The following is a 23,959-nucleotide window of genomic DNA, read 5'->3' as shown; positions in this document are numbered from 1 at the left end:
CAGTTCCGGAAGTCGTTGTGGGGGAGAGATCGATCTTAGGCGGTAAGCGCCGCGTCCGCCAGAGCGGATTGGGCTGCCGCCCGGCGAAGCCGGCGCGCCCGTCTGCGATCGCACCAGGCCTGGGTCAGGCGCTCCGTCGCCGCCTTGATCGAGGACAGCAGGCCGAACAGCGTCAGTGCCGCGCCGAACAGCCAGAGCGCCAGATCGAACATGCCGACGACGAGCAGCAGCGCGCCGCGGCCGAGCAGCTTCATGATCGCGCGGGTCTTGCCGCTCTGCGCTTCCGCCAACCGGGCCGCGCGCGCGACGTCCTTCGGGCCTTCGGCGATGCGCAGCGTATCCATGGCGCCGCGCGTGCCGGTCTTTTCGGCAACGCGGGTGACGTCCTTGCCGAGCCGGACCAGCGCACCGGCCTTCTCGGCACGGAACGCGGCCTTGATCGCGCTCGCGGTCTCGCCGGGGCGGAACACCGAACCCTTGGCGACGGCGTTCTGGAGCATCGGCGTATCGACCACCTCACGCGCCGACCGGCCGGCCCATGCGGCAAGTCCCTCGCCGAGCCGTCCGACCTTGCGGGCATCCTTCACCAGCGTCAGTCCAGCACGCACGGGCGCGGCGCCGCCGACCGACACGTAGGTCACCGCCGTCACCGCAAGGCCGGCGGTCGCAAGGCCGAGCACCAGATGGTCGGTGTCCTCGCCCATGGCGAGACGCTTGCCCTCGCGCACGACGTCCCTGATGTCGCCGATCACGAAGAGATCGCCGGCGACGGTTCCGGACAGGCTCGCGACATCGTCGGCGTTGCCGGTGACGAGACCGGTGGCGAACTGTTTGGCGAAATGCCGCGTGGAATTTTCTTCCTTGACCGCATCGCTCACGCGGTTGAGGAGGTCGTCGGGCAGCGCGATGTTGCGGTCACGCGCCAGCGCGACAAAACTGTCGGCGAGATCGGCGTCGCCGGCGGCGAGCGCGGCCTCGATATCGTCCTGAACCAGGCGGTCGTTCTGCCGCAGCAGCGCATCGAGCTTGAGTTCGGAGAGCGCCGCCGGATCGTCCTGGGCGGAGAGGAGCGCGCCGGCCTCGCGGGCATGCGGCGCTACCTGCGCGAGCATGAAGCTGCATGCTGCAATACCGGTCAACGCCGTGCTGATTCGCAGCCACTTCATGCCAAGAGTCATACCAAGAGTTGTGCCAAGAGCCTGGACGATCCCGAGATCATTGCGCCTGATGGTTCGTCTTTCGTCGCAGTTCCGCTCGTCCAAAGACATAGTATGCCAAAATTGCGACACAACGTCCCCGACGAAAGAAGGGCTTCTCTCAGGCCGCAAGATTGTGTCGAATTTGCATGAGCAAATGAGCATGGGGCAATTGCGAACCTTTCGGTTCCGCTGGACTAGCAATCATCTGCACCCAACAGTATGGTCCGCGGCGCCTCAAAGATGCCGCGTCAGTGTTTGATTGTGTCTGCCGCCATTGCCACTCCAGGATGAACTACGATGTCCGACCATGTCGTCCCGCACTTCCATAACGATGCCGGTGTCCCCGTCATCGAGATCGGCTCGCAAGAGTTCATGTGCGTCGGCGCCAATCCTCCGTTCGATCATCCGCACGTCTTCCTGGACCTCGGCAACGACAACGAGATCATCTGCCCCTATTGCTCGACGCTGTACCGTTTCGCCGCCGACCTGAAGCCGGGCGAAGCCCGTCCGCCGGAATGCGTGCTGAAGGACAAGGTGGCCTGACCGCCTCTCACGGTCAGGGGTGGCGCTCTCCCGAACGATTGTCATCGCCGGTGCCGGCATAGGTGGACTGACGGCCGCGCTTGCGCTCGCAGCCCGTGGCTTCCGCATCGTCGTGCTGGAAAAGGCCGAGCGGCTCGAGGAAGTCGGCGCCGGCCTGCAACTCTCCCCCAACGCCAGCCGCGTGCTGGTCGAGCTCGGCCTCACCGAGCGGCTCAAGCGAAGCGCCGTCACGCCTGAGGCGCTCTGCGTCATGAGCGCGCGGGCCGGCGGCGAACTGCTGCGCATGCCGCTCGGCGAAGCCGCTTCCGCGCGGGCCGGCGCACCCTATTGGGTGGTGCATCGCGCCGACCTGCAATCCGCGCTGGCCGGTGCGGTCTCCGACCATCCCGATATCGATCTGAAGTTAGGTGCGACCTTCGAGGATGTGGCGCCCCACGCCAAGGGGCTGACGGTCGTCCATCGCAGCGGCACGATACGGCGCAGCGATCTGGCTAGCGCACTGATCGGCGCCGACGGTATCTGGTCGACGGTACGCCAGCATCTGTTTCCCGAGGTGCAGCCGCGCTTCTCCGGCCTGATCGCCTGGCGCGGCACGCTCGATGCCACGCAACTGCCGAAGGATTTTACCGCGCGGCGGGTGCAGCTCTGGATGGGTCCGAACGCCCATCTCGTCGCTTATCCGATCGCCGGCGGACGCCAGATCAACGTGGTCGCGGTGCTACCGGGGACCTGGAACAGGCCCGGCTGGAGCACGCCGGGCGACCCGTTCGAGGTGATGGACGCCTTCGCGGCACCGCGCTGGCCATCGCAGGCCAGGATGATGCTCACTGCTGTCGACAATTGGCGCAAATGGGCGCTGTTCGGCGTGCCCGACGGCTGCCCCTGGAGCCAAGGACCGGTCGGCCTGCTCGGTGACGCCGTGCATGCGATGCTGCCATTCGCCGCCCAGGGCGCCGGCATGGCGATCGAGGATGCCGCCGTGCTCGCCCGGCATCTGAGCCTCGAGGCTGCCGAGAGCGCGGCCGGCATCACGGCGGCGCTGAAGCAATATGGCCGCGCGCGGCAGGCGCGGGTGCGGCGGGTGCAGCGGACGGCGCGGCAGCAGGGCCGCATCTATCATCTCGGTGGGCCGCTCGCGATCGCGCGCGATGTTGCGATCCGCGCGCTCGGCCCGGAGCGCATGCTGGCGCGGCAGGACTGGATCTACGGCTGGCGCCCCTGAGGCGGGCGCAATCGTGTCAACTCAGCGAACGGCGCTACCGGATTTCGGGGCGGGCTTGATGTCCGGCCGCTGCGGAGCAGAGGCCGCCGGCGTCGCACCGGGCGGCGTTTCCCGGCACTTGTTGCGGCGCCATGCCTCCTCGGCAAGTTGCGACTGCCCGCGCACCGCGATGTAGTCGTTGCGATAGGCGAGCTCGGACACGACCGCGCCTCCCGCCCCGGTCTCAGCCTTCTCCATCAGCTTCTGCAACTGCTCAGTGCGGCTGGCGAGCGCCTTACGCTCAGCCTCGAGTTGCTTGCAGTCGTACAATTCGTACTTGCCGGGATCGGCAAAGGCCGGTGCGACCGTCTCGGTCATGCTGGCGCAACCGGACAGCGCCGCGCCCGCCGCGAGCAGCGCCAGAAATGCGCCCGAGTCGCGCAGGCGAGAGGAAAACGTAGCAGCCATGCCGGATGAATAGTCCCCGTGGATTGAGAATGCCTAAAGCAACAACAGATGTCCGGATTGAGGCTTTGCCTTGCGCGGCCGGCTCGCTTAAGGAAGAACCGCCCATCCGGCCCGCGAAACGCGCCAATTCCAGACGGCCGGAGGTGGACTTAACTAGTTGATCTCGTTGGATCAAGCGGGCATGGCGGAATTGGTAGACGCAAGGGACTTAAAATCCCTCGGCGCGCAAGCGCTGTGCCGGTTCGACCCCGGCTGCCCGCACCATCGGAGCTGACGGGGCGAGCCTCCGCCCAAAGGCGGACGGAAGACCGATGCAGTCACGAACCGGCTGGAGCCCGCGCGGGGCAAGGCGCCGTCCTTTTCCGGCGGACACCGCGGCATGCGTTATGACTGCGCGCCTTCCGTCTCCAGCCGCTTCGGCTCGGCGCGAAAGTCGAGCAGCAGGATCCAGAAACTTGTCAGCGCAATGATGAGGAGGATGAAGCTGCCCTCGAATGCCGTCCCCAGAATCGAGATCAGTGCCGGAAAGGCGAGACCGACGGCGAGGAACGCGGCAAGTGCCAGGGCCGGAAGATCGACGACGAGGATCGCGGCATAAAGCGCGAGCTCGAAGAAGGCATATTCCTTGAGGCGCGGCGAGCTGAGATAGAGCGCAAACATCGCGAACACCGTGATGCGCATGGCAACGCGGGGATGATCCATCAGCCAGCGATCCAGTCGCACAAGAAGTGATCCGCCTTCCTGCGCCGGCTCGCTCGTGACCACGCGCAGGATGGACAATGCAAACGGCACCAGCACGAGCGCGAGTGCTGCGAATGCATAGGTCGCGAACGTCGCCGCCTTGCTGCCACCGAGGCCGGCAAAGTCCATGAGGTCGCGTGCCGCCAGCAGCAGCGACGGATTGATCTCGAAGAGATCGACGAGATGCTGGTCGGGGATCCTTCCGCCCATCGCCAGCTGCCAGCTTGCGAACAGCTCGGGGTACATCAGCCGCGATATCAGGATCGGCAATGCGAAGCTGAACGCCGCAACCGCGATCAGCGCGAGCTTGCGGCCGCGCGGCAGCGGCAGGAAATAGAGCGCGGCCAGCACGGGAAAGAACACCAGCTTGAACGACGTCACGACGCCAAGCAGCGCGGCGCCGGCGAGCCGCAACGGAAAGCTGCGGTCCTCAGACACGCCGGACGCAGCCGGAGAAAGCAGGGGTCTCAGCGCAATCGCGGTCAGCACGCCGCTCAGGATCGCGAAGTTGCCGGACGCCTGCACCCATTCGAAACCGACGAACGCGCCGAGCGTGCAGAGCACCCTCAGCGCAACATCGCGCGCGCCCGAGCGCGTTCGGCCAAGACCGGGCAAGAGGAGCCCGCAAAGCACGGCGAGGACAGGAAAGATGCCCTTGTAGTGAGCGACCAGAAGTCCACCCGCGCACATGGGGCGGAATACATCCAGCGTCACCGGCAGATAGGGATAAGAGAGCTTGGTGCCCTTCAGGTTCTTGACGAAATAGGGATCGAGCCCGCCGGCATACGCATCGACCGCCGCGCAATTGACGCGGGTGTCCCAGCCATATTTCATATCGAGCACGGCGTCGTTGGCGAGATTGCCGAGCACCAGCAGTGCAGTCAGTGCGATCAGGCAGGCAAGCCAGAAATTCCGTCGCGAAGCCATGTCGGCCGAGGGTTCCAACCATCGTGCTGCACCGGTGACGTCGGACACAATCGGATACCTTGTTGGGCCGGGTTTCTCCCGACGCCAACGCGGCGCCAGGCCGTGCCACCATGGACAGGATGGGTTGCGGATTCATCTCCCCTGTGCGTTGCGCTCGCGCTTATGGTGAATCCCTGGTTGCCAGCCGTCCGTCTGGACGGCAGGGAACCGGTTCCCTGTCGCCGCGACCGCCAGATCCGCCGCCCCCTACCGCGACGAGCGGGCGGCAAGCCAGGCATCGAGTGCTTCGCGCGTGTCCCGGGTCGCCGCCATGCGTGCGAACTGCTCGCTCTCGATGGCGAGGCCTTCCGAGATCGAGACGTTGAGGCCCCGCGTAGCGGCAGTGATGACGCGGGCGACCGCCAGGTGCGAATGCCGCGTGATGCGGTCTGCCAGCGCGAAGGCTGCGTCCAGGAGCTGCCCGTGCGGCACGATCTGGTTGACCAAACCGATCTCATGAGCCCGCTGTGGTGAAAAGGAATCTCCTGTCAGGAGATATTCGAGCGCCCGCTTCCGGCCTGCGAGCCGTGGCAGGCGCTGCGTGCCGCCGAAGGTCGGCGTGATTCCGATCGCAATCTCGGGCTTGGCGAAGCTCGCCCGCTCGCTCGCGACGGCGAGATGCACGGCTTCCGTGATCTCGCAGCCGCCGCCGAAGGCGATGCCGTTCACGGCGGCGATGATCGGCTTCGGAAACGCCTCCATGCGCGCCGTCATCGCCTGCCCGCGCCGTACGAAAGCCTTTACCGCTGCGTCCGGCCCGCATCTCACGCTCTCCGAAAACTCGGCGATGTCGGCGCCGGCCGAGAAGGCGCGGTCGCCCGCCCTGGTCAGGATCACGGCGCGGATATCGGCATCGTCCTCGATACGATCGAGGATCGCCATCAGGCGGTCGACGAGGGCGTAGCTCAGCGCATTGAGCTTGTTCGGGCGATTGAACGTCAGCAGCGCGACAGCGCCTCGCGCTTCGGAGAGTACGAGATCGGACAAGTGCAGGCTCCTTCCAGGTCGAATTCCAGGTCGAACAGGCGCGGAAGTCAGCCACAGCGGTCTTGTCGTGTATACTCACTAGGCAGTATACATTTGCGATGTCAGGCAAAGGCGACACCACACGCGAGCAGATCGTCATCGCGGCGACGCGCCTGTTCTATGGCGAAGGCATCAGGGCGGTGAGCATGGACGCGGTCGCCGAGAAGGCCGGCGTCACCAAGAAGACGCTCTATTATCACTTCACCAGCAAGGACGAGCTCGTCGCCGAGACCATCGCGGCCAGGGACCAGCCGACGCTGGAGCTCTATATGCGCTGGTTCGCCGAGACCGAGGGCACGGTGGCCGACAAGGTCCGCGGTCTCTTCGCAAGGCTCGGACGCTCCGTGGATACGCCGCGATGGCGCGGCTGCGGATTCCTGCGCACCATCGCCGAGCTCGCAAACACGCCGGCACATCCCGCGGTCAAGGCCGGCGCGGCGCACAAGAAGCGTTTTGAAGCGTGGCTCGAAACCGAATTGCGCGGGCATGGCGTTGCCGGTGCAGCGGCGCTCGCGCGCCAGCTCGTGATCCTGCTCGACGGCGCCACGACCGTGATGCTGATCCATCGCGATCTCGACTATGTCGACACCGCGGGACGCTTGGCGCTCGGCCTGGTCGAGCAGGCCCGTAGCGCGCGATGATGGACGAGGCAGCCCTTCCCGAGCCGGCGACATCACCAATTCTTGTGCACCCGCCTGTCAGCCATCCCGAAACATGGGTTGTGCGGCGCAGCATAACCGATAGAAAAGCCTCTGATTTTCAGAGGTGAGCTTTGTCCGACGTCAATGCCGACGATTGGGTGTCCTCGGGACACCGGCCCATGGGTTTTCCAGAATTCGTCATCGTGATCGCGTCTATCATGGCGCTGAATCCGCTTGCGATGGACATGATGCTGCCGGCGCTGCCCAACATCGGGGCAGCCTTCGCCATTCCCAACGCCAACCATCTTCAGCTGGTGCTCTCGACCTTCCTGATCGGCTTCGGCGCCGGCCAGTTCGTCATGGGCCCGTTGTCGGACCGCTTCGGCCGCCGCCCGGTGCTGCTCGGCGGCATGGCCGTCTATGCGGTAGCGAGCGTGCTCGCGGTCGCCGCGCCCTCGTTCGAGACGCTGCTGCTGGCGCGCGCGCTGCAAGGGCTCGGTACGTCGGCGACGCGCGTGATCGCGACCTCGATCGTGCGCGACTGCTATGTCGGCCGCCGGATGGCGAGCGTGATGTCGCTCGCCATGATGGTGTTCATCGCGGTGCCGGTGATTGCGCCCTCGTTCGGGCAGGCGGTGCTGCTGGTCACGCAATGGCGCGGCATCTTCGTCGTACTGATGCTCTACGGACTGCTCGCGCTCGCATGGAGCGTGCTGCGGCTGCCTGAAACCCTTCCCGAGTCCGAGCGCAGGTCGCTGGCGCCCGCCGACGTGCTCTCGGCGTTCCGGCAGACCGTGACCAACCGCCAGACCATCGGCTATGCGACGGCCGCCGGCAGCGTGATAGGCGCGCTCTTTGCCTATGTCTTCTCGGCGCAGCAGGTCTTCACCGGCGTCTATCATCTCGGCCATTATTTCCCGATTGCCTTCGCCGCGATCGCGGCCGGCACCGCGATCGCCGGCTTCCTCAATGCGAAGCTGGTCGGACGGCTCGGCATGCGCGTGATCTCGCACAGCGCGCTGACGCTCTACACCGCGGTTGCGGGCGTGATGCTGCTGACGGAAAGCCTCGGCATGCTGCCGCTCTCGTTGTTCATGGTGCTGTCCGCCCTGATGATGTTCTCGTTCGGCATGATGGTCGCGAACTTCACCGCACTCGCCATGGAGCCGCAGGGCCACATCGCGGGCACCGCCTCCTCGCTCTACGGCTCGATCACGACGCTGATCGGCATCGTCGTCGGCATGGCGATCGGGCAGAGTTTTGACGGCACGCTGCTGCCGTTCTCGGTCGGCTTCTTCCTGTCGACGCTGGCGGCGCTTGCGATCGTGCTGGTGGTGGAAAAGGGACGGCTGTTCAAGCCGCATCATCGTCCCATCGGTTGAGGAACTTCCCGGCCGCATCGATGTTGTACTGCAGCAATTCGAAAGGCCGCCTCATGGAACCGGAACATCGCGAAGACAGCACCACCCCGGATCGGGCGGAAACGGAACGCCCGACGTCGGGCGCCGACCGAACTGCGTTCACTCCCCCCTTCGCGAGCGAAGGCCTCGAGCGAATCCGCGACAGCCACTGCTGAGCGCAAAGCCTAGTCCGTCGGGCGCCTGCTGGCACTGAAGTCCTGCGCGGCGCTCTCGGGCGTCGCGCTGCTCGTTCGCGGTGGCACGATCAGCACGACCACGTCCCGCGTCAGGCCGGGCTTGCCCCATAGCGTCGCCTGCACGGTGAACTGGCGTCTGACGAAATGCTCGGCGCGCGCGGACACCGACTCCATCCACCTGCCGCAATAGTCCTGGCCGCTGAAGCAGAGCGCGGCCCAACCGCGATCCAATGTCGTCTTTCGCGGCATGCCCCACCTGTACTGAAATTCGAACGGCCGCGCGTAATACGGATGGTCCGGACTGTAGAACGCGGTCGCAAAGGCAAGCGAATCGTCGCCACTGACGGCGCTGAGCGGTTCCCCGGTCAGCTCGTGCCATTCGCGAGTAATCTCGTTAGCTACCTGCGCGTAGAAATTCCGGCCCTCTTCGTAGCCGTGATTGTTGCGATAGACGGCGTGAATCGGGGCGGCGACGAAGACAGCGGCGAGCCCAACGATTGCGGTGATGACCGTGACATTGACGGTGTAGAATCTTTCGATCGGGTAGCGCGTGCCGCAAACGATCAGCACGACGAACAGGAACAGCCCTTGCAGCGCCCATAGCGACGGCAGATCGGTGCCCATCGCCAGCGACGTCAGGACCGGCAGTACGATCGTGCCGATCGCAACGTAAAAAAGAAGCCGCAGGCCGGAACTCATCGCGGCGAAGTCGGCCGCAAATTGTTTCAGCCGTGTGCCGGCGATGATCACCCAGAAGACGGCCGATACGCTGATGGCCGCCACGAGTCCGAGCAGGAAGTTCTGCACCTCGCCGAGCGAGCTCACGAAGTTGCCGTTGGCGTGCGCCATCGCGTAGGTGAAGGCCGACGCGCCCGTCGTCGCGAGCCAGTAGATATGCGGCGACAACACCGCGACCCCGACCACGACCGATATCCACGGCGAAGCGGACGCGAAATAGGCGCGGCGCGCGGGATGCGCCAGCGCGGCAAATGCAAAGCTCGCCACGAGGAAGACCGAATAATATTTGCCGACCATCGCCAGCGCCGTTGTGCATCCTACGGCGACAGCCCAGGCCGCGCTGCGGGTCTCGAACGCGCGCAGAAAACACCAGGTCGCGAGCGGCCAAAGCGCAAGCAGCACCGTATTGGCATTGAAGCGCTGGGCGTGGAATTGATAGGCCGGCGTCAGCATCAGGAGCAGCAGCACCAGGATGCGTTTGTGCCCGGTCACGAACTGCCGTGCGATCCGGTCGACGAAAAACAGGGCGAGCCCGGCATTGGCCATCGCCATCAATTGCAGCGACCAGTCGCTGAGCGGGAAGACGGAGGTCCACACCGCCGTAACCCAGCCCATCAGCGGCGGATGCTTGTGGTAGCCCCACGCGAAACGGCGCCCGAGCGTCCAGGCCTCGAGGGTATCAGGGTGCAGGCCGCTGCCGGCATAGGCGACGGCCAGATAGATCGTCCAGAGCGCGACAAAGCACACAATGAGAAGCGGCACGGCCCAGCCCGTCTCGACGCCGTCGAGCCAGCGCAGGAAAGGCCGCCGCCATCGCGCCGGCGCGCGATCGGACCGCTCGGCCATCGCCCGAAATGTAAAATCAATCGACACGGGACTCAAATGCAGGAAGGAAGTGATGTGCGAACTGCGCACATCTATTTCAAGTCAGAAACAAATAGCAATAAATGGACACTGGAAGAGCTAAAAGCTGACGCGAGGCTGACAAACGAAAACGGCGCCGCTGATGACAGCGACGCCGCGTAACGCTCGGGGAAGGCGCGCTGGCGCGCCCTCGCTTTACTCGGTCTTGTCGATGTTCCAGAACACCGGCGTCGCCGGGCCGTCGAGCACGCCGGTGAGCGACTTCCGCCACGCGCTCGGCGCCAGATACTGGCCGAGCGGCACGTAGATCACCTGGTCATAGGCTTCCTTCTGGATCTCGGTCGCGATCTTCTTCTGATCGTCGAGCGAGGCGGCGCGGACGAAATCGTCCTTGAGCTTCTCGATCTTGGCGTTTTCCGCCCAGCCGAACCAGCCCTTCTTGCCCTGCCCGCCGATCGACAGATTGGCGATCGGGTTGGACACGTCGGCGCTGACCCAGTTGGTGAAGAACATGTTCCAGCCGCCCTCCTTCGGAGGCTTCTGGCTGGCGCGCCGGCTGACCACCGTCTGCCAGTCGGTCGCTTGCGCGTCGACCTTGAAGCCGGCCTCGCGGAGCAACTGCACCGCGACCGTCGGCTGCGCCTTCAGCGTCACGACGTCGCCGGGCACCATGACCACGACGGGCGTACCGTCATAGCCGGACTCGGCGAGCGCCTTCTTGGCTTCCGCCATGCCGTTGCCCTTCACCAGCGATTCCGAGCCGACGTCGGTCGCGAACGGCGTATCGCAGATGAAGAACGCACCGCAGATCTTGTAGTATTTGGGATTGCCGACGAGCGCGTCGAGCACGTCCTTCTGGTTCATCGCCAGAAGTGCGGCACGGCGGATCTTCGGATTGTCGAAGGGCGGATAGAGGAAGTTCATGCGCCCAAGGGTCTGGTAGCCGAACTTGTTCAGCGTCTCGGTCTTGAGGTCGGCATTGCCTTCAAGGACGGGCAGCAGATCCCACGGCGGCACTTCCATGAAGTCGATGTCGCCCGATTGCAGCGCGTTCACTGCGGTCTGCGCATCCGGCATGGTGATCCATTCGACGCGATCGACCTTGACCAGCTTGCCTCCGGCAGTCCAGCTCGACGCCTCCTTGCGCGGCACATAGTCGGTGTTCTTGACGTAGACCGCCTTCACGCCGGGCTGGAATTCGCCCTGCACGAACTTGAACGGGCCGGAGCCGATCTGCTCGGGGATCTGCTTGTCTGGCGGCGTTTCGGCGAGACGCTTCGGCATCATGAAGGCGACGCGCGAGGACGGCTTGCCGATGGATTCGAGCACGAGGCCGTAGGGCTCCTTCAGCTTCAGCGTGATCGTCTTGGGGTCGGTCGCCTCGATGCTCGCAGTAAACTGCATCATCTGCTGGCCCATGCCGTCGACCGCGGCCCAGCGCTTCAGCGAAGCGGCGCAGTCTTCCGCCGTCACCGGCGTACCGTCGTGCCACTTGAGGCCGTCGCGCAGCGTGAAGGTGTAGGTGAGCTTGTCGTCGGAGATCTTCCAGTCCGCCATCTGCGGCTGGATCTTGAAGTTCGAGTCCGTCGCGATCAGCGTGTCGTAGACCATGTAGCCATGGTCACGCGTGATGTAGGCGGTGGTGAAAATCGGATCGATGATGCGCAGATCCGAATGCATCACCGCAGTGATGGTCTTGCTGGCGGCGGCAAGTACCGGCGAGGCCATCGCCGTCGAAAGCGCAACGACCGATAGCGCAAGTGTGGAGGCGAACGCGCGACGCCCCCGGCGCATCAAGCTCAACATAAAAGTTTCTCCTGACGTGAAACTGTTCAAAGGCAGGTTATTGGTTGAGCATTCGGTTCGTTCTTTAGGCGAACTAACCTCATGCGATGCCTTTGTCTTTCGAGACTTGCAGACAGTGTTGAGCGCGTCAATCCGGTTTCGCTGCAGCCCCAAGCGGCGCGCCCACGGGCTCCACAAAGATCGGTTTGGCTCTACAACGCTTTCCGCCAGTCCCGTCCGCGCCAATGCAATGCGCGTTCCATCTTTCGAAGCTTGAGAGACATTAAGATGAATCCAGCCAATCTTCCCTTCGATTCCGAGGCGATGCTCGAGGGCCTGCGCACCTGGGTGGAATGCGAGAGCCCGACCTGGGACGCGGGTGCCGTCAACCGCATGCTCGATATCGCAGCGCGGGATATGGCGATCATGGGTGCGACGATCGAACGCATCGGCGGTCGACAGGGCTTCGGCGGCGTGATCCGCGCGCGCTTCCCGCATCCGAAACAGGGCGAGCCGGGCATCCTGATCGCCGGCCACATGGATACCGTCCATCCGGTCGGCACCATCGAGAAGCTGAAATGGCGGCGCGAGGGCAACAAGTGCTACGGCCCCGGCATCTACGACATGAAGGGCGGCAACTATCTCTCGCTGGAAGCGATCCGGCAGCTGGCACGTGCGTCCTTCACCACGCCGCTGCCGATCACCGTGCTGTTTACGCCCGACGAGGAAGTCGGCACGCCCTCGACGCGGGACATCATCGAGGCGGAAGCCGCGCGCAACAAATATGTGCTGGTGCCCGAACCGGGCCGCGCCGACAACGGTGTCACCACCGGACGTTACGCCATCGCGCGGTTCAATCTGGAAGCGACGGGCCGGCCGAGCCATGCCGGCGCGACATTGTCGGCCGGACGCTCGGCGATCCGCGAGATGGCGCGGCAGATCCTCGCCATTGACGCGATGACGACGGAGGACTGCACCTTCTCGGTCGGCGTCGTGCACGGCGGACAATGGGTCAATTGCGTTGCCACGACCGCCACCGGCGAGGCGCTGTCCATGGCCAAGCGCCAGGCCGATCTCGATCGCGGCGTCGAGCGGATGCTGGCGCTGTCGGGCACGACCAATGATGTCACGTTCAAGGTGACGCGCGGCGTCACGCGCCCCGTATGGGAGCCCGATGCCGGCACCATGGCGCTTTATGAAAAGGCGCGCGGCATCGCCAAATCGCTCGGCACTGAGCTGCCGCATGCGAGCTCCGGCGGCGGCTCCGACGGCAACTTTACCGGCGCGATGGGCATCCCGACGCTCGACGGCCTCGGCGTGCGCGGCGGCAACGGCCACACGCTCGAGGAGTTCATCGAGGTCGAGAGCTTGGTTGAACGCGGGCGCCTGATGGCCGGCTTGCTAGCGGCGCTCGACTGACGACGCAGCCTTCGCACTGCACAATGCGTTGGCAGTCGCGGTTTAAATTTAGCCTTGTCTAAAAATGAGGCGCATCGTACTGCTCGATTGTCCACGCGACGATGCGGGAGAGATCGCAACGAGAGTTCAGGCTTTCGTTGCGGCGCCGACGGAGCAACCGCCCCGGAAACTCTCAGGCAAAAGGACCGTATCGTCAGGACGATCTGGAGAGAGGCGGCACGGCCAATGTGGTCGTGACGTCCACCGAAGGGGATAGTCCGGAGCTGACCTCGCCGAGGTCCTCGCCGGATCAAGCTCTCAGGTAACCGTGACAGATGGGGCGCCGCCAACGGCCTTTGGCCGGCGGTTAGCCGACTCTAACTCACGGGAGCCCCGAACCTGCCATGACCCATATCGCCATCATCGGCGCCGGCATCACCGGCGTAACGACTGCCTATGCCCTGCTCGAACGCGGATACAAGGTGACGGTGCTCGACAAGCACCGCTACGCCGCGATGGAGACGTCCTTCGCCAATGGCGGACAGCTCTCCGCCAGCAATGCCGAAGTCTGGAACAGCACCGCCACGATCCTGAAAGGCCTGCGCTGGATGTTCCGGCGCGATGCGCCGCTGCTGATGAACCCGCGGCCGAGCTGGCACAAATATTCGTGGATGAGCGAGTTCGTCGCCAATATCGGCAACTACCGCGCCAACACGGTTCAGACCACGCGGCTCGCGATCGAAGCCCGCAAGCATCTGTTCGAGATCGCGGAGCGCGAAGGCATCGACTTCGATCTCGAACGCCGCGGCATCCTGCACATCTATCACGACAAGAAGGGTTTTGAATCCGGCCTGCAGGTCAATGCGCTGCTGAAGGAAGGCGGGCTCGATCGCCGCCCGGTGACGCCGGAGGAGATCCGCGCCATCGAGCCGACGCTGCGCAAGGACTATTTTGGCGGCTTCTACACGCCGTCGGATGCGACCGGCGATATCCACAAGTTCACGCGCGGACTTGCGGAAGCCTGCAAGCGGCGCGGCGCGACCTTTATCCACGAAGCCAACATCGATTCCATTGCCCAGGCAGGTGGCGGCTTTGTCATCGGCTGGGCTGATCTTTCGGCCAGTGACACTGTCGCATCCGCGCGCGGCATGCTGAAGGCGGATGGCGTCGTGATCTGCGCCGGCGTGGCCAGCCGTCACTTCGCCGCCCTGCTCGACGAGCGCGTCAACGTCTATCCGGTAAAGGGCTACTCGATCACCGTTCAGCTCGACACTGCCGCAAGCCGCAATGCGACGCCGACCGTGAGCCTGCTCGACGAAGCCGCAAAAATCGTCACCAGCCGGCTCGGCGCCGATCGCTTCCGCGTCGCAGGCACCGCCGAATTCAACGACTTCAACCGCGACATCCGCGCCGACCGCGTGCAGCCGCTGGTCGACTGGGTGCGCAGCAACTTCCCCGGCGTCGAAACGTCCAAGGTCGTGCCCTGGGCCGGGCTGCGGCCGATGATGCCGAACATGATGCCAGTGGTGCGCGCAGGACGGATGCCAGGCGTTTTCTTCAACACCGGCCACGGCCATCTCGGCTGGACCTTGTCGGCCGCGACCGCGCAGATGATTGCCGGGACCATCGACGGCTGGCGCGGGCTCAACGCACCGCCGACCGCACCCTCACTCAGGGTTGAGCGCGAGTTCCGCCATGCATCCTGAGTGGCCGATATCGGAGGCTCGGCGGCCTCTTGCGACCGCCCTGCCCTTGGCACACAATTTGCCCCGAAAGGTCGGCTTCTCCGGCCGGCTTTCCAGCCCGAGTGACAGGCGTGCATGATAGACAGAACCGATTCCACGGGGGCCTCCCGGCCCCACAAGTTCCGCAGCCGGAGATAGGTGCATGCTAGGTTATCTCATTCGCCGCGTTCTGGCCGCGGTGCCCGTGATGGGCGTCGTCGCGCTGTTCGTCTTCCTGCTGCTGCGGCTGACGCCGGGCGATCCCGCCGCAATTCTCGCCGGCGATAACGCGACGCCGGAACGGCTCGAACGCATCCGCGACTCGCTCGGCCTCAACGAGCCGCTGATCGTACAATTCATCACCTGGGTGAACAAGCTGCTGCACGGCGATCTCGGGACGTCGCTGATCTCCAACCTGCCAGTCATGAAGATGATCAGCCAGCGCGTCGAGCCGTCGATCTCGATCGCGCTCTCGACGATCATTCTCGCCGTGATCGTCGCCGTGCCGCTCGGCGTCATCGCGGCGTGGAAGCACGGCACCTGGATCGACCGTTTCGTGATGGGCCTCTCCGTGCTCGGCTTCTCCGTGCCGGTGTTCGTGGTCGGCTATCTCCTGATCGAGGTCTTCGCGATCGACCTTCGTTGGGTGCCGGTGCAGGGCTTCCGCAGCATCTTTAACGGCTTTGGACCGTTCTTCGAACGCATCATCCTGCCGACCTGCGCGCTCTCCTTCATCTACATCGCGCTGATCGCGCGCATGACGCGTGCGGCGATGCTCGACGTGCTCGGTGAGGACTACGTCCGCACCGCCCGCGCCAAGGGCATCAACGAGGTCGCCGTGATGATGCGCCATGCGCTGCGCAACGCCGCGGTGCCCGTCATCACCGTGATCGGCACCGGCTTTGCGCTGCTGATCTCCGGCGTCGTCGTCACCGAGAGCGTGTTCAACATCCCCGGCATCGGCCGCCTCACGGTGGACGCGGTGTTGGCGCGCGACTACCCAGTCATCCAGGCGATGATCCTGCTGACGTCGCTGATCTATGTCGTCGTCAATCTCCTGATCGACGTCGCCTACACGCTGCTCGATCCCCGGATCCGGTACTAGGGCTAAGGATAGCAACAAAAATGTCCGTCGATAGCCTTCCCCAGTCGTCCATTCCGATCACGTCGCCGCTGCGGCCGCGTTTCGGATTCCTCACCTCGACGCCGATCATCGCGGCGGCCACGATCTTGCTCGCGCTGATCGTGCTGGTCTCGATCCTGGCGCCGCTGATCGCGCCGCATGATCCGGTCCAGCTTGCGCCCTCGCAGCGGCTGAAGCCGGCCTCGGCGCAGTTCCTGCTCGGCACCGACGCCTATGGCCGTGACCTCTTGTCGCGCGTCATCTATGGCGGCCGCATCTCGCTCCTGATCGGCATCGGCTCGGCGATCCTGTCGATCGTCATCGGCCTTGCGATCGGCCTCGTCTCCGGCTTCTTCAAGCTGGTCGATGCCGTCCTGATGCGCGTCATGGACGGCCTCATGGCGATGCCGAGCATCCTGCTCGCGATCGCCGTGGTGTCGCTGTCCGGCGCCAGCATCTGGACCGTGCTGGTCGCGATCACCATCCCCGAGATACCGCGCGTGGCGCGCCTGGTGCGCTCGGTCGTGCTGTCCGCGCGTGAGGAGCCCTATGTGGAAGCCGCGATCTCGGTCGGCTCCAGTCTGCCGAAGATCATGTGGCGACATTTGATGCCCAACACGATCGCACCACTGATCGTCCAGGGCACCTATGTCTGCGCCTCCGCGATCCTGACCGAAGCCATCCTCTCCTTCCTCGGCGCCGGCATCTCCCCGGAGACGCCGACCTGGGGCAACATCATGGCCGAGGGCCGCCAGTATTTTCAGCTCAAGCCGACGCTGATCTTCTGGCCGGGCCTGCTGCTCTCGATCGCCATCCTCAGCATCAATTTGATCGGCGACGCTGCCCGCGACGCCCTCGATCCCCGCATGAAGCAGCGGGAGGGCAAGTGATGACGGATCAAGTGATGACCAACCCAGTTCTCGACATCAACAACCTCGTCGTCTCCATCGGCAAGAAGCCGAAGGGCGCCAACATCATCGACGGGATCTCGATCCAGGTGCATAAGGGCGAGACACTGTGTCTCGTCGGCGAAAGCGGCTCGGGCAAGTCGGTGACCTCGCTCACCACGATGGGTCTGCTGCCGAAGGGCACGCTGGTTCCGACCGGCGGCAGCGTCAAGCTCGTCGGCGAAGAGATTCTCACCGCGACCGATCGCCGCCTGCGCCAGCTCCGCGCGACGCAGATGGCGATGATCTTCCAGGAGCCGATGACCGCGCTCAATCCGGTGGTGCCGGTCGGCCGTCAGATCGACGAGGTGCTGCGCGCCCACACCGATCTCGACGCCAAGGCGCGGAAGAAGCGCATTCTCGACATGATGGAGCAGGTCCGCCTGCCCCAGGTCGAGCGCATCTTCGCCTCCTATCCGCATCGCCTGTCCGGCGGCCAGCGCCAGCGCATCATGATCGCGATGGCGCTGGTGCTGGAGCCGAAGCTGCTGATCGCCGACGAACCGACCACCGCGCTCGACGTCACCACGCAGAAGCAGATCCTGACGCTGATCCGCGACCTCCAGCGCGATCACGGCACCGCCGTCCTGTTCATCACCCACGACATGGGCGTGGTGGCCGAGATCGCCGACCGCGTCGCCGTGATGCGGCAGGGCCGGCTGGTCGAGACCGGTCCGCTCGAGACCGTGCTGCGCAACCCGACCATGGAGTACACCCGCAATTTGCTTTCCGCGGTGCCGAGCCTGGTGCCGCGCGCGGCACGGCCCGAGACCAAGGAGCCGGTGGTGCTGGAGGCCAACGAGCTCGGCAAGGTCTATAAGGAGCGCGCCTTCTTCGGCAAAGGCCGCGAGGTCGTCGCCGCCGACAAGGTCACGCTGACGCTGCGCAAGGGCCGCACACTCGGCATCGTCGGCGAGAGCGGCTCGGGCAAGTCGACGGTGGCGCGGTGCATCGTGCGCCTGATCGATCCGACCTCCGGCGGCGTGCGCCTTGCCGGCCGCGAGATCGCCGACATCTCGCGCCGCCTGCTCCAGCCGCACCGGCAGAAGATCCAGATCGTGTTCCAGGATCCCTATCGCTCGCTCAACCCGCGCATTACCGTCGGCGAGAGCATCGCGGAAGGCCCGATCAATTACGGCACCCCGCATGCCGATGCGATGAAGCGGGCGCGCGAACTGCTCGAGCTCGTCGGCCTGTCCGCCGACGCAGTGACGCGCTATCCACACCAGTTCTCCGGCGGCCAGCGCCAGCGCATCGCCATTGCGCGTGCGCTCGCGCTCGACCCCGACGTGCTGGTCGCGGACGAAGCGGTCTCGGCGCTCGACGTCTCGGTTCAGGCGCAGGTGCTGGAACTCCTCGACGAGATCCAGAACCGGCTCGGCATCGCCATCCTGTTCATCACCCACGATCTGCGCGTCGCAGCCCAGATCTGCGACGAGGTCGTGGTGATGCAGCACGGCCGTGTCGTCGAACAGGGCCTGGCCGCCGAGGTGCTGACGCATCCGAAGGAAGCCTACACCAGGGCGCTGCTGGAGGCCGCACCGGGCCGCGGCTGGGATTTTGCGAACTTCCGACCGGTGTCGGAAGGCGTCGCGGCGACGGCTTAGGTTTGTCCACTCGTCATTGCGAGCGGAGCAAAGCAATCCAGAGTCCCTCTGCGGTGACGGTCTGGATTACTTTGCTTCGCTCGCAATGACGGGTAGCGACCATCATCATTCGAAAATGACTTAAAGCCATGCGCGGCGGCATGGGCTCCTCGCTTGCCCCCGCCTCGAAGCCAAGGCTAACGTCGCGCACTTTCAAACGCTGGACCAGAATTAATGACACGTATCGCCGTCGGCGGCTTCCTGCACGAGACCAACACGTTCGCCCCGACGAAGGCGACTTTCGCGGACTTCCAGCATGGCGGCGGCTGGCCGGCCATGACGGAAGGCGCCGACGTATTGAAGGTGATGCGCCGCATCAATGTCGGCCTCGCCGGCTTCGTCGACAGCGCCGAAGCCAATGGCTGGAACCTCATTCCGACGATCGCCTGCGGCGCAAGTCCGTCGGCGCATGTCACCAGGGACGCCTTCGAACGTATCGTGAAGGTGATGGTCGACGGTATCGCCGCCGCCGGTCCGCTCGATGCGGTCTATCTCGATCTGCATGGCGCGATGGTGACCGAGCATCTCGACGACGGCGAAGGCGAGATTTTGGCGCGCGTGCGCGGCGTCATCGGCAAGGACGTTCCGCTCGTTGCCAGCCTCGACCTGCACGCCAACGTCACGCCCGAGATGATGGAACACGCGGACGCGCTGATCGCCTACCGCACCTATCCGCATGTCGACATGGCCGAGACCGGCCGCGCCTCCGCAAGGCACCTCGCTTTGCTGCTGCAGACCAGGCAGCGCTTTGCAAAGTCGTTTCGCCAATTGCCGTTCCTGATCGCGATCAGCTGGCAATGCACCAATGACTTTCCCACCAAGGGCATCTACGAAAAACTGGCCGCGCTGGAGAGCGACGCCGTTCCGACGCTGTCCTTCGCGCCCGGCTTCCCCGCCGCCGACTTCCGCGACTGCGGCCCGAGCGTGTTCGCCTATGGCAAGACGCAGGCCGATGCGGACCGCGCGGCCGATGCGATCGTCAAACTGATCGAAAGCCACGAGGACGATTTCGACGGCAAGATCTGGGCGCCCGACGACGGCGTGCGCCATGCGATGGAACTCGCCAAGAGCGCGAGCAAGCCGATCATCATCGCCGACACCCAGGACAATCCGGGCGCCGGCGGCGATTCCGACACCACCGGCATGCTGCGCGCACTGGTGCGCAACAAGGCGAGCGCCGCGACCGGCGCGATCTACGATCCGGCCTCGGCCAAGGCCGCACATGAAGCCGGCGTCGGCGCCACCGTGACGCTGTCGCTCGGCGGCAAGTCCGGCATTCCCGGCGACGAGCCCTATCGCGAGACCTTCATCGTCGAAAAGCTCTCCGACGGCCGCTTCATCGCGCCCGGCCCCTACTACGGTGGCCGCGAGATGGAGATGGGTCCCTCCGCGTGCCTGCGCATCGGTGACGTCCGCGTCGTCGTCTCCTCGCACAAGGCGCAGCTCGCCGATCAGGCGATGTACCGCTATGTCGGCATCGAGCCGACCGCGCAGAAGATTCTGGTCAACAAGAGCTCGGTGCACTTCCGCGCCGATTTCGAGCCGATCGCGGAAAAGCTGATGATCTGCGCCGCGCCCGGCGCGATGCCGGCCGACACAGCCACCCTGCCCTGGACGCGGCTGCGGCCGGGCATCCGCATCAAGCCGAACGGCCCCGTTTTCACGCCCCCATCACGCTAACCGGACAGGACACATGCCCACGATCGACCGCATCGACGGCTATGCCGACGAACTCACTGCTATCAGGCGCGACCTCCACGCCCATCCCGAGATCGGCTTCGAGGAGGTGCGCACCTCCGGCATCGTCGCCGACAAGCTGAAGAGCTGGGGCATCGAGGTGCACCGCGGTCTCGGCGGCACCGGCGTGATCGGCGTCATCAAGGGCAAGGGTTCGGGCAGCAAGCGCATCGGCCTGCGCGCCGACATGGACGCACTGCCGATGGAAGAGAACACCAATCTGAAATGGAGTTCGAAAATCCCCGGCCGCTTCCACGGCTGCGGCCATGACGGCCACACCACCATGCTGCTCGGCACCGCGCGCTACCTCGCCGAGACCAAAAACTTCGACGGCACCGTGCACCTGATCTTCCAGCCGGCCGAGGAAGGCCTTGGTGGCGCTCGCGCGATGATCAAGGACGGCCTGTTCGAGAAGTTTCCCTGCGACGAGCTCTACGGCCTGCACAACGCGCCCGACCTCAACCTCGGCGAAATCGCGATCCTGCCCGGCCCCGCGATGGCCAGCGCCGACTTCTTCGACCTGCGCATCACCGGCTACGGCGCGCATGGCGCGATGCCAGAGCGCTCCAAGGACGCGGTGATCATCGCGACCACGCTGGCGCAGGCGATCCAGACCATCGTCAGCCGCAACGTCGAGCCGCTGCAGGCCGCCGTCATCTCGATCACGCAGATTCACGCCGGTTCCGCCTACAACGTCATCCCTGGCGAGGCCCATCTCTGTGGCACCATCCGCACCTTCTCGGATGAAGTCCGCGCCCTGATCGCCGAACGCATCCGCACGATCTGCGCCGGCATCGCTAGCGCCTATCAGTGCGTGATCGAAGCCGACATCCGCGACACTTTCGGCGTGCTGGTCAACCAGGTCGAGCAGTCCAAGGTGGTCGAGGAGGTCGCGCGCACCGTCGTCAACCCCGCCAACGTGATCACCCGCGCCCAGCCGAAGATGGGCAGCGAGGATTTCGCCGACATGCTGCAAACCATTCCCGGCGCCTATTTCTGGATCGGCCACGACGGCTCGGTGCCCGTGCACAATCCCGGCTTCGTGCTCGACGACAAGATCCTGCCGATCGGCGCCAGCATGTTCGCCCGGATCATCGAAACGCGCATGCCGGTAGGTTAGCAATGCACAAAAAGAGCGTCGAAGAGGCGGTCACCTCGCTGCACGATCTCTCCGCGGTCGATCTGATCGCGGGCTATCGGGCCAAGCAATTCTCGCCGAGCGAGGTGCTGGAGGACGTGCTTGCGCACGTCGCTGCGTGGGAACCGCATCTCAAGGCGCTCTACGCGTTCGATCCCGACAGCGCGCGCGCGGCCGCGAAGGCCTCGACCGCGCGCTGGAGCGGGGGCGAACCTTCCGGCGCGCTCGACGGCGTGCCTGTGACGGTGAAGGACAACATCGCGACCAAGGGCGTGCCCGTCCCGCTCGGCGCTGCGAGCGTGAAGCTCGTCCCGGCCGAGAAGGACGCCCCGCCGGCTGCGCGACTGCGCGAGGCCGGTGCGATCATCTTCGCGAAAACCACCATGCCCGATTACGGCATGCTGTCCTCGGGACTCTCCAGTTTCCATGCGCTGGCGCGCAATCCCTGGGATCTCTCCAAGAATCCCGGCGGCTCCAGCGCGGGCGCAGGCGCCGCGGCTGCGGCCGGCTATGGCCCCTTGCATCTCGGCACCGATATCGGCGGCTCGGTCCGCCTGCCTGCGGGCTGGTGCGGTCTCGTCGGCCTGAAACCCAGCTTTGGCCGCGTACCGATCGACCCGACCTATGTCGGCCGTGTCGCCGGTCCCATGACCCGCACGGTCGACGATTGCGCGCTGATGATGAGCGTGATCGCAAAGCCCGACCGGCGCGACGGCATGAGCCTGCCCGCCGAGCCTCTCAACTGGAAGGGGCTCGAAAAGTCGCCACGCAAACTGCGCATCGGCCTGATGCTCGATGCCGGCGTCGGCCTGCCGGCAGAAAGGCCGGTCCGCGATGTTGCAGTGAAAGCCGCAAAGGCGTTCGAATCCGCAGGTAGCGTCGTCACCGAGGTCGACGGCATTCTGACCCGCGAGATGCTCGACGGGCTCGACAATTTCTGGCGCGCGCGGATGTGGGACGATCTGTCAAAACTGACGCCGGCCGAACAGGCAAAGGTGCTGCCCTACATCTTCAAATGGGGCGCGTCCGGCGCAAAGCTCTCGGGTGTGGATGTCATTCGCGGCTTCAACCAGACCATGGCGATCCGCGCCGCTGCGTCAAAGCTGTTCTGCGAGCTCGACTACGTGATCTCGCCGACCGCGCCGAACGTGAACTACCCTGCGGACTGGGCCTCGCCCACCAACGATCCCATGAGGCCGTTCGAGCACATCTGCTATACCGTGCCATGGAATATGTCGGAGAGCCCTGCGGTCTCCCTCAACGGCGGTTTCGACGCCAACGGCTTTCCCATCGGCGTGCAGATCGTCGGCCGCCGTTTTGACGATATCGGCGTGCTCGGCATGGCCAAGGCGTTTGAAGGCCTGCGCGGCGCGCAGAAGCCCTGGCCAAGCCCGCCGGCAAAGTAAGCATTCCGTCATGGCCGGGCTTGTCCCGACCATCCACGTTCTTGTACTGCTCGCATGCCCAGTCCGCGCAAGACGGACAACGGCGACCATGCGTCTCGTCTCATTGAGATCGCACTTAAGATGAGGAAGGAAACCACCATGGCGTATGAGACGATCAAATACGAGGTCGCCGAGCAGATCCTCACCATCACGCTGAACCGGCCCGACAAGCTCAACGCCTTCAATGCGCAGATGCAGGCCGAGCTGATCGACGCGTTCGACGCCGCCGACAAGGACGACGACGTCCGCGCCATCATCGTCACCGGCGCCGGCCGCGGTTTTTGCGCAGGCGCCGATCTTTCCTCGGGTGCGGATACCTTCGATCGCGATGCGCGGCGCGGGCCGGTCAAGCGTTTCGCGGACGGCAAGGTCGATTACAGCGATCCGCAGGTGCGCGACGGCGGCGGCCAGGTGACCTTGCGCATCTTCAAGTGCCTGAAGCCCGTCATTGCCGCCGTGAACGGCCCTGCCGTCGGCATCGGCGTCACCATGCAACTCGCGATGGACATCCGCATCGCCTCGGATGCCGCGCGCTTCGGCTTCGTGTTCTCCCAGCGTGGCATCGTGCCGGAGGCCGCCTCGAGCTGGTTCCTGCCGCGCATCGTCGGCATCTCGCAGGCGCTGGAATGGTGCTATTCCGGCCGCGTCTTCCCGGCCCAGGAAGCTCTCGCCGGCCGCCTCGTCAGCAAGGTCGTAGCCCCGGATGATCTGCTGCCGACCGCCCGCGCGCTGGCCAAGGAATTCGCCGCCAAGACCGCGCCGGTGTCGGTCGCCCTGATCCGCCAGATGATGTGGCGCATGATGGGTGCCGACGATCCCATGGAAGCTCACAAGGTCGACAGCCGTGGCATCTATACGCGCGGCCGCTCGGACGACGTCAAGGAAGGCGTGGTGTCGTTCCTGGAGAAGCGCCCGGCGCAGTTCAAGAACAAGGTGTCGAGCGATATGCCGGATTATTTTCCGTGGTGGAGCGAGCGGGAGTACAAGTAGAGGGATGAACGCACAATTGAAGGTATCAAAATACGCCACTAG

19 protein-coding genes, 1 tRNA gene and 2 riboswitches are annotated in these 23,959 nt (G+C 65.0%); of the genes, 14 read left to right on the top strand and 6 right to left on the bottom strand.

Annotation, left to right across the window (positions count from 1 at the left end; translation table 11 throughout):
• Positions 1-35: 35 nt before the first annotated feature.
• Positions 36-1,166, bottom strand: a complete 1,131-nt coding sequence (locus ABIB99_RS06050; RefSeq protein ID WP_354175081.1) for a hypothetical protein — start codon at positions 1,164-1,166, stop codon at positions 36-38.
• A 330-nt stretch (positions 1,167-1,496) separates the two neighbouring features.
• On the opposite strand from ABIB99_RS06050, the gene ABIB99_RS06045 reads away from it, so the two are divergent.
• On the top strand, positions 1,497-1,742 hold the full coding sequence (locus ABIB99_RS06045; RefSeq protein WP_008562814.1) for a zinc-finger domain-containing protein: 246 nt from the start codon (positions 1,497-1,499) through the stop codon (positions 1,740-1,742).
• Positions 1,743-1,761: 19 nt separating this feature from the next.
• Entirely contained in the window at positions 1,762-2,964 is a 1,203-nt protein-coding gene (locus ABIB99_RS06040; protein ID WP_354175080.1) for an FAD-dependent monooxygenase, read from the top strand.
• A 21-nt stretch (positions 2,965-2,985) separates the two neighbouring features.
• Here the strand turns inward: ABIB99_RS06040 and ABIB99_RS06035 are convergent, their stop codons facing one another.
• Complete coding sequence (locus ABIB99_RS06035) at positions 2,986-3,411, bottom strand: twin-arginine translocation pathway signal (RefSeq protein WP_135216632.1); 426 nt, start codon at positions 3,409-3,411, stop codon at positions 2,986-2,988.
• Between the two features lie 175 nt (positions 3,412-3,586).
• On the opposite strand from ABIB99_RS06035, the gene ABIB99_RS06030 reads away from it, so the two are divergent.
• A tRNA-Leu gene (locus tag ABIB99_RS06030) sits at positions 3,587-3,675 on the top strand.
• 120 nt (positions 3,676-3,795) lie between these two features.
• Here the strand turns inward: ABIB99_RS06030 and ABIB99_RS06025 are convergent.
• Positions 3,796-5,079, bottom strand: coding sequence for a hypothetical protein (locus tag ABIB99_RS06025; RefSeq protein WP_354175079.1), 1,284 nt, complete (start codon positions 5,077-5,079; stop codon positions 3,796-3,798).
• A gap of 246 nt (positions 5,080-5,325) precedes the next feature.
• Positions 5,326-6,105, bottom strand: a complete 780-nt coding sequence (locus ABIB99_RS06020; RefSeq protein WP_354175078.1) for a crotonase/enoyl-CoA hydratase family protein — start codon at positions 6,103-6,105, stop codon at positions 5,326-5,328.
• 98 nt (positions 6,106-6,203) lie between these two features.
• On the opposite strand from ABIB99_RS06020, the gene ABIB99_RS06015 reads away from it, so the two are divergent.
• The gene (locus ABIB99_RS06015) at positions 6,204-6,785 is read left to right on the top strand and encodes a TetR/AcrR family transcriptional regulator (RefSeq protein ID WP_354175077.1); all 582 of its coding nucleotides are present in this window, start codon (positions 6,204-6,206) and stop codon (positions 6,783-6,785) included.
• Positions 6,786-6,964: 179 nt separating this feature from the next.
• Complete coding sequence (locus ABIB99_RS06010; protein ID WP_502917481.1) at positions 6,965-8,167, top strand: multidrug effflux MFS transporter; 1,203 nt, start codon at positions 6,965-6,967, stop codon at positions 8,165-8,167.
• A gap of 203 nt (positions 8,168-8,370) precedes the next feature.
• Here ABIB99_RS06010 and ABIB99_RS06005 read toward each other — a convergent pair whose 3' ends face one another.
• On the bottom strand, positions 8,371-9,966 hold the full coding sequence (locus tag ABIB99_RS06005) for a glycosyltransferase family 39 protein (protein ID WP_354175075.1): 1,596 nt from the start codon (positions 9,964-9,966) through the stop codon (positions 8,371-8,373).
• A 213-nt stretch (positions 9,967-10,179) separates the two neighbouring features.
• The gene (locus tag ABIB99_RS06000) at positions 10,180-11,790 is read right to left on the bottom strand and encodes an ABC transporter substrate-binding protein (RefSeq protein WP_085401616.1); all 1,611 of its coding nucleotides are present in this window, start codon (positions 11,788-11,790) and stop codon (positions 10,180-10,182) included.
• Between the two features lie 267 nt (positions 11,791-12,057).
• Here ABIB99_RS06000 and ABIB99_RS05995 point away from each other — a divergent pair, with 267 nt between their 5' ends.
• From ABIB99_RS05995 to ABIB99_RS05955, 9 genes are all read left to right on the top strand, one after another.
• On the top strand, positions 12,058-13,188 hold the full coding sequence (locus tag ABIB99_RS05995) for a M20/M25/M40 family metallo-hydrolase (protein ID WP_354175074.1): 1,131 nt from the start codon (positions 12,058-12,060) through the stop codon (positions 13,186-13,188).
• A gap of 94 nt (positions 13,189-13,282) precedes the next feature.
• Positions 13,283-13,386, top strand: a riboswitch (glycine riboswitch).
• 3 nt (positions 13,387-13,389) lie between these two features.
• A riboswitch (glycine riboswitch) is annotated at positions 13,390-13,504 on the top strand.
• A gap of 67 nt (positions 13,505-13,571) precedes the next feature.
• The gene (locus tag ABIB99_RS05990) at positions 13,572-14,873 is read left to right on the top strand and encodes a D-amino acid dehydrogenase (protein ID WP_354175073.1); all 1,302 of its coding nucleotides are present in this window, start codon (positions 13,572-13,574) and stop codon (positions 14,871-14,873) included.
• A gap of 181 nt (positions 14,874-15,054) precedes the next feature.
• Positions 15,055-15,996 carry an ABC transporter permease gene (locus ABIB99_RS05985; RefSeq protein WP_014494267.1) on the top strand — a complete coding sequence of 314 codons (942 nt, stop codon included), beginning with the start codon at positions 15,055-15,057 and terminating at the stop codon, positions 15,994-15,996.
• 20 nt (positions 15,997-16,016) lie between these two features.
• The gene (locus ABIB99_RS05980) at positions 16,017-16,904 is read left to right on the top strand and encodes an ABC transporter permease (RefSeq protein WP_028150021.1); all 888 of its coding nucleotides are present in this window, start codon (positions 16,017-16,019) and stop codon (positions 16,902-16,904) included.
• A 14-nt stretch (positions 16,905-16,918) separates the two neighbouring features.
• A complete protein-coding gene (locus ABIB99_RS05975) occupies positions 16,919-18,568 on the top strand; it encodes an ABC transporter ATP-binding protein (RefSeq protein ID WP_354175072.1) in 1,650 nt (549 codons plus the stop codon).
• Positions 18,569-18,781: 213 nt separating this feature from the next.
• Entirely contained in the window at positions 18,782-20,287 is a 1,506-nt protein-coding gene (locus tag ABIB99_RS05970; RefSeq protein WP_354175071.1) for a M81 family metallopeptidase, read from the top strand.
• Between the two features lie 13 nt (positions 20,288-20,300).
• Positions 20,301-21,464: a M20 aminoacylase family protein gene (locus ABIB99_RS05965; RefSeq protein WP_247309496.1), complete on the top strand. Its 1,164-nt coding sequence runs from the start codon at positions 20,301-20,303 to the stop codon at positions 21,462-21,464.
• Between the two features lie 2 nt (positions 21,465-21,466).
• On the top strand, positions 21,467-22,888 hold the full coding sequence (locus ABIB99_RS05960; protein WP_354175070.1) for an amidase: 1,422 nt from the start codon (positions 21,467-21,469) through the stop codon (positions 22,886-22,888).
• 138 nt (positions 22,889-23,026) lie between these two features.
• Positions 23,027-23,917 (top strand): crotonase/enoyl-CoA hydratase family protein, encoded by an 891-nt coding sequence (locus tag ABIB99_RS05955; protein ID WP_014494261.1) that lies wholly within the window; start codon positions 23,027-23,029, stop codon positions 23,915-23,917.
• The last annotated feature ends 42 nt before the right edge of the window (positions 23,918-23,959 follow it).

Source organism: Bradyrhizobium sp. LA6.1, assembly GCF_040547805.1.
In the GTDB taxonomy this organism is placed as follows: Bacteria; Pseudomonadota; Alphaproteobacteria; order Rhizobiales; family Xanthobacteraceae; genus Bradyrhizobium; species Bradyrhizobium barranii.
This window is presented reverse-complemented; position numbering and strand designations above follow the sequence as displayed.

Excerpts from the sequence above, each read along its gene's own strand:
- ABIB99_RS06050 (WP_354175081.1), bottom strand. The coding sequence starts at position 1,166 with ATGAAGTGGCTGCGAATCAGCACGGCGTTGACCGGTATTGCAGCATGC.
- ABIB99_RS06045 (WP_008562814.1), top strand. The coding sequence starts at position 1,497 with ATGTCCGACCATGTCGTCCCGCACTTCCATAACGATGCCGGTGTCCCC.
- ABIB99_RS06035 (WP_135216632.1), bottom strand. The coding sequence starts at position 3,411 with ATGGCTGCTACGTTTTCCTCTCGCCTGCGCGACTCGGGCGCATTTCTG.
- ABIB99_RS06025 (WP_354175079.1), bottom strand. The coding sequence starts at position 5,079 with ATGGCTTCGCGACGGAATTTCTGGCTTGCCTGCCTGATCGCACTGACT.
- ABIB99_RS06015 (WP_354175077.1), top strand. The coding sequence starts at position 6,204 with ATGTCAGGCAAAGGCGACACCACACGCGAGCAGATCGTCATCGCGGCG.
- ABIB99_RS06010 (WP_502917481.1), top strand. The coding sequence starts at position 6,965 with ATGGGTTTTCCAGAATTCGTCATCGTGATCGCGTCTATCATGGCGCTG.
- ABIB99_RS06005 (WP_354175075.1), bottom strand. The coding sequence starts at position 9,966 with ATGGCCGAGCGGTCCGATCGCGCGCCGGCGCGATGGCGGCGGCCTTTC.
- ABIB99_RS06000 (WP_085401616.1), bottom strand. The coding sequence starts at position 11,790 with ATGTTGAGCTTGATGCGCCGGGGGCGTCGCGCGTTCGCCTCCACACTT.
- ABIB99_RS05995 (WP_354175074.1), top strand. The coding sequence starts at position 12,058 with ATGAATCCAGCCAATCTTCCCTTCGATTCCGAGGCGATGCTCGAGGGC.
- ABIB99_RS05990 (WP_354175073.1), top strand. The coding sequence starts at position 13,572 with ATGACCCATATCGCCATCATCGGCGCCGGCATCACCGGCGTAACGACT.
- ABIB99_RS05985 (WP_014494267.1), top strand. The coding sequence starts at position 15,055 with ATGCTAGGTTATCTCATTCGCCGCGTTCTGGCCGCGGTGCCCGTGATG.
- ABIB99_RS05980 (WP_028150021.1), top strand. The coding sequence starts at position 16,017 with ATGTCCGTCGATAGCCTTCCCCAGTCGTCCATTCCGATCACGTCGCCG.
- ABIB99_RS05975 (WP_354175072.1), top strand. The coding sequence starts at position 16,919 with ATGACCAACCCAGTTCTCGACATCAACAACCTCGTCGTCTCCATCGGC.
- ABIB99_RS05970 (WP_354175071.1), top strand. The coding sequence starts at position 18,782 with ATGACACGTATCGCCGTCGGCGGCTTCCTGCACGAGACCAACACGTTC.
- ABIB99_RS05965 (WP_247309496.1), top strand. The coding sequence starts at position 20,301 with ATGCCCACGATCGACCGCATCGACGGCTATGCCGACGAACTCACTGCT.
- ABIB99_RS05960 (WP_354175070.1), top strand. The coding sequence starts at position 21,467 with ATGCACAAAAAGAGCGTCGAAGAGGCGGTCACCTCGCTGCACGATCTC.
- ABIB99_RS05955 (WP_014494261.1), top strand. The coding sequence starts at position 23,027 with ATGGCGTATGAGACGATCAAATACGAGGTCGCCGAGCAGATCCTCACC.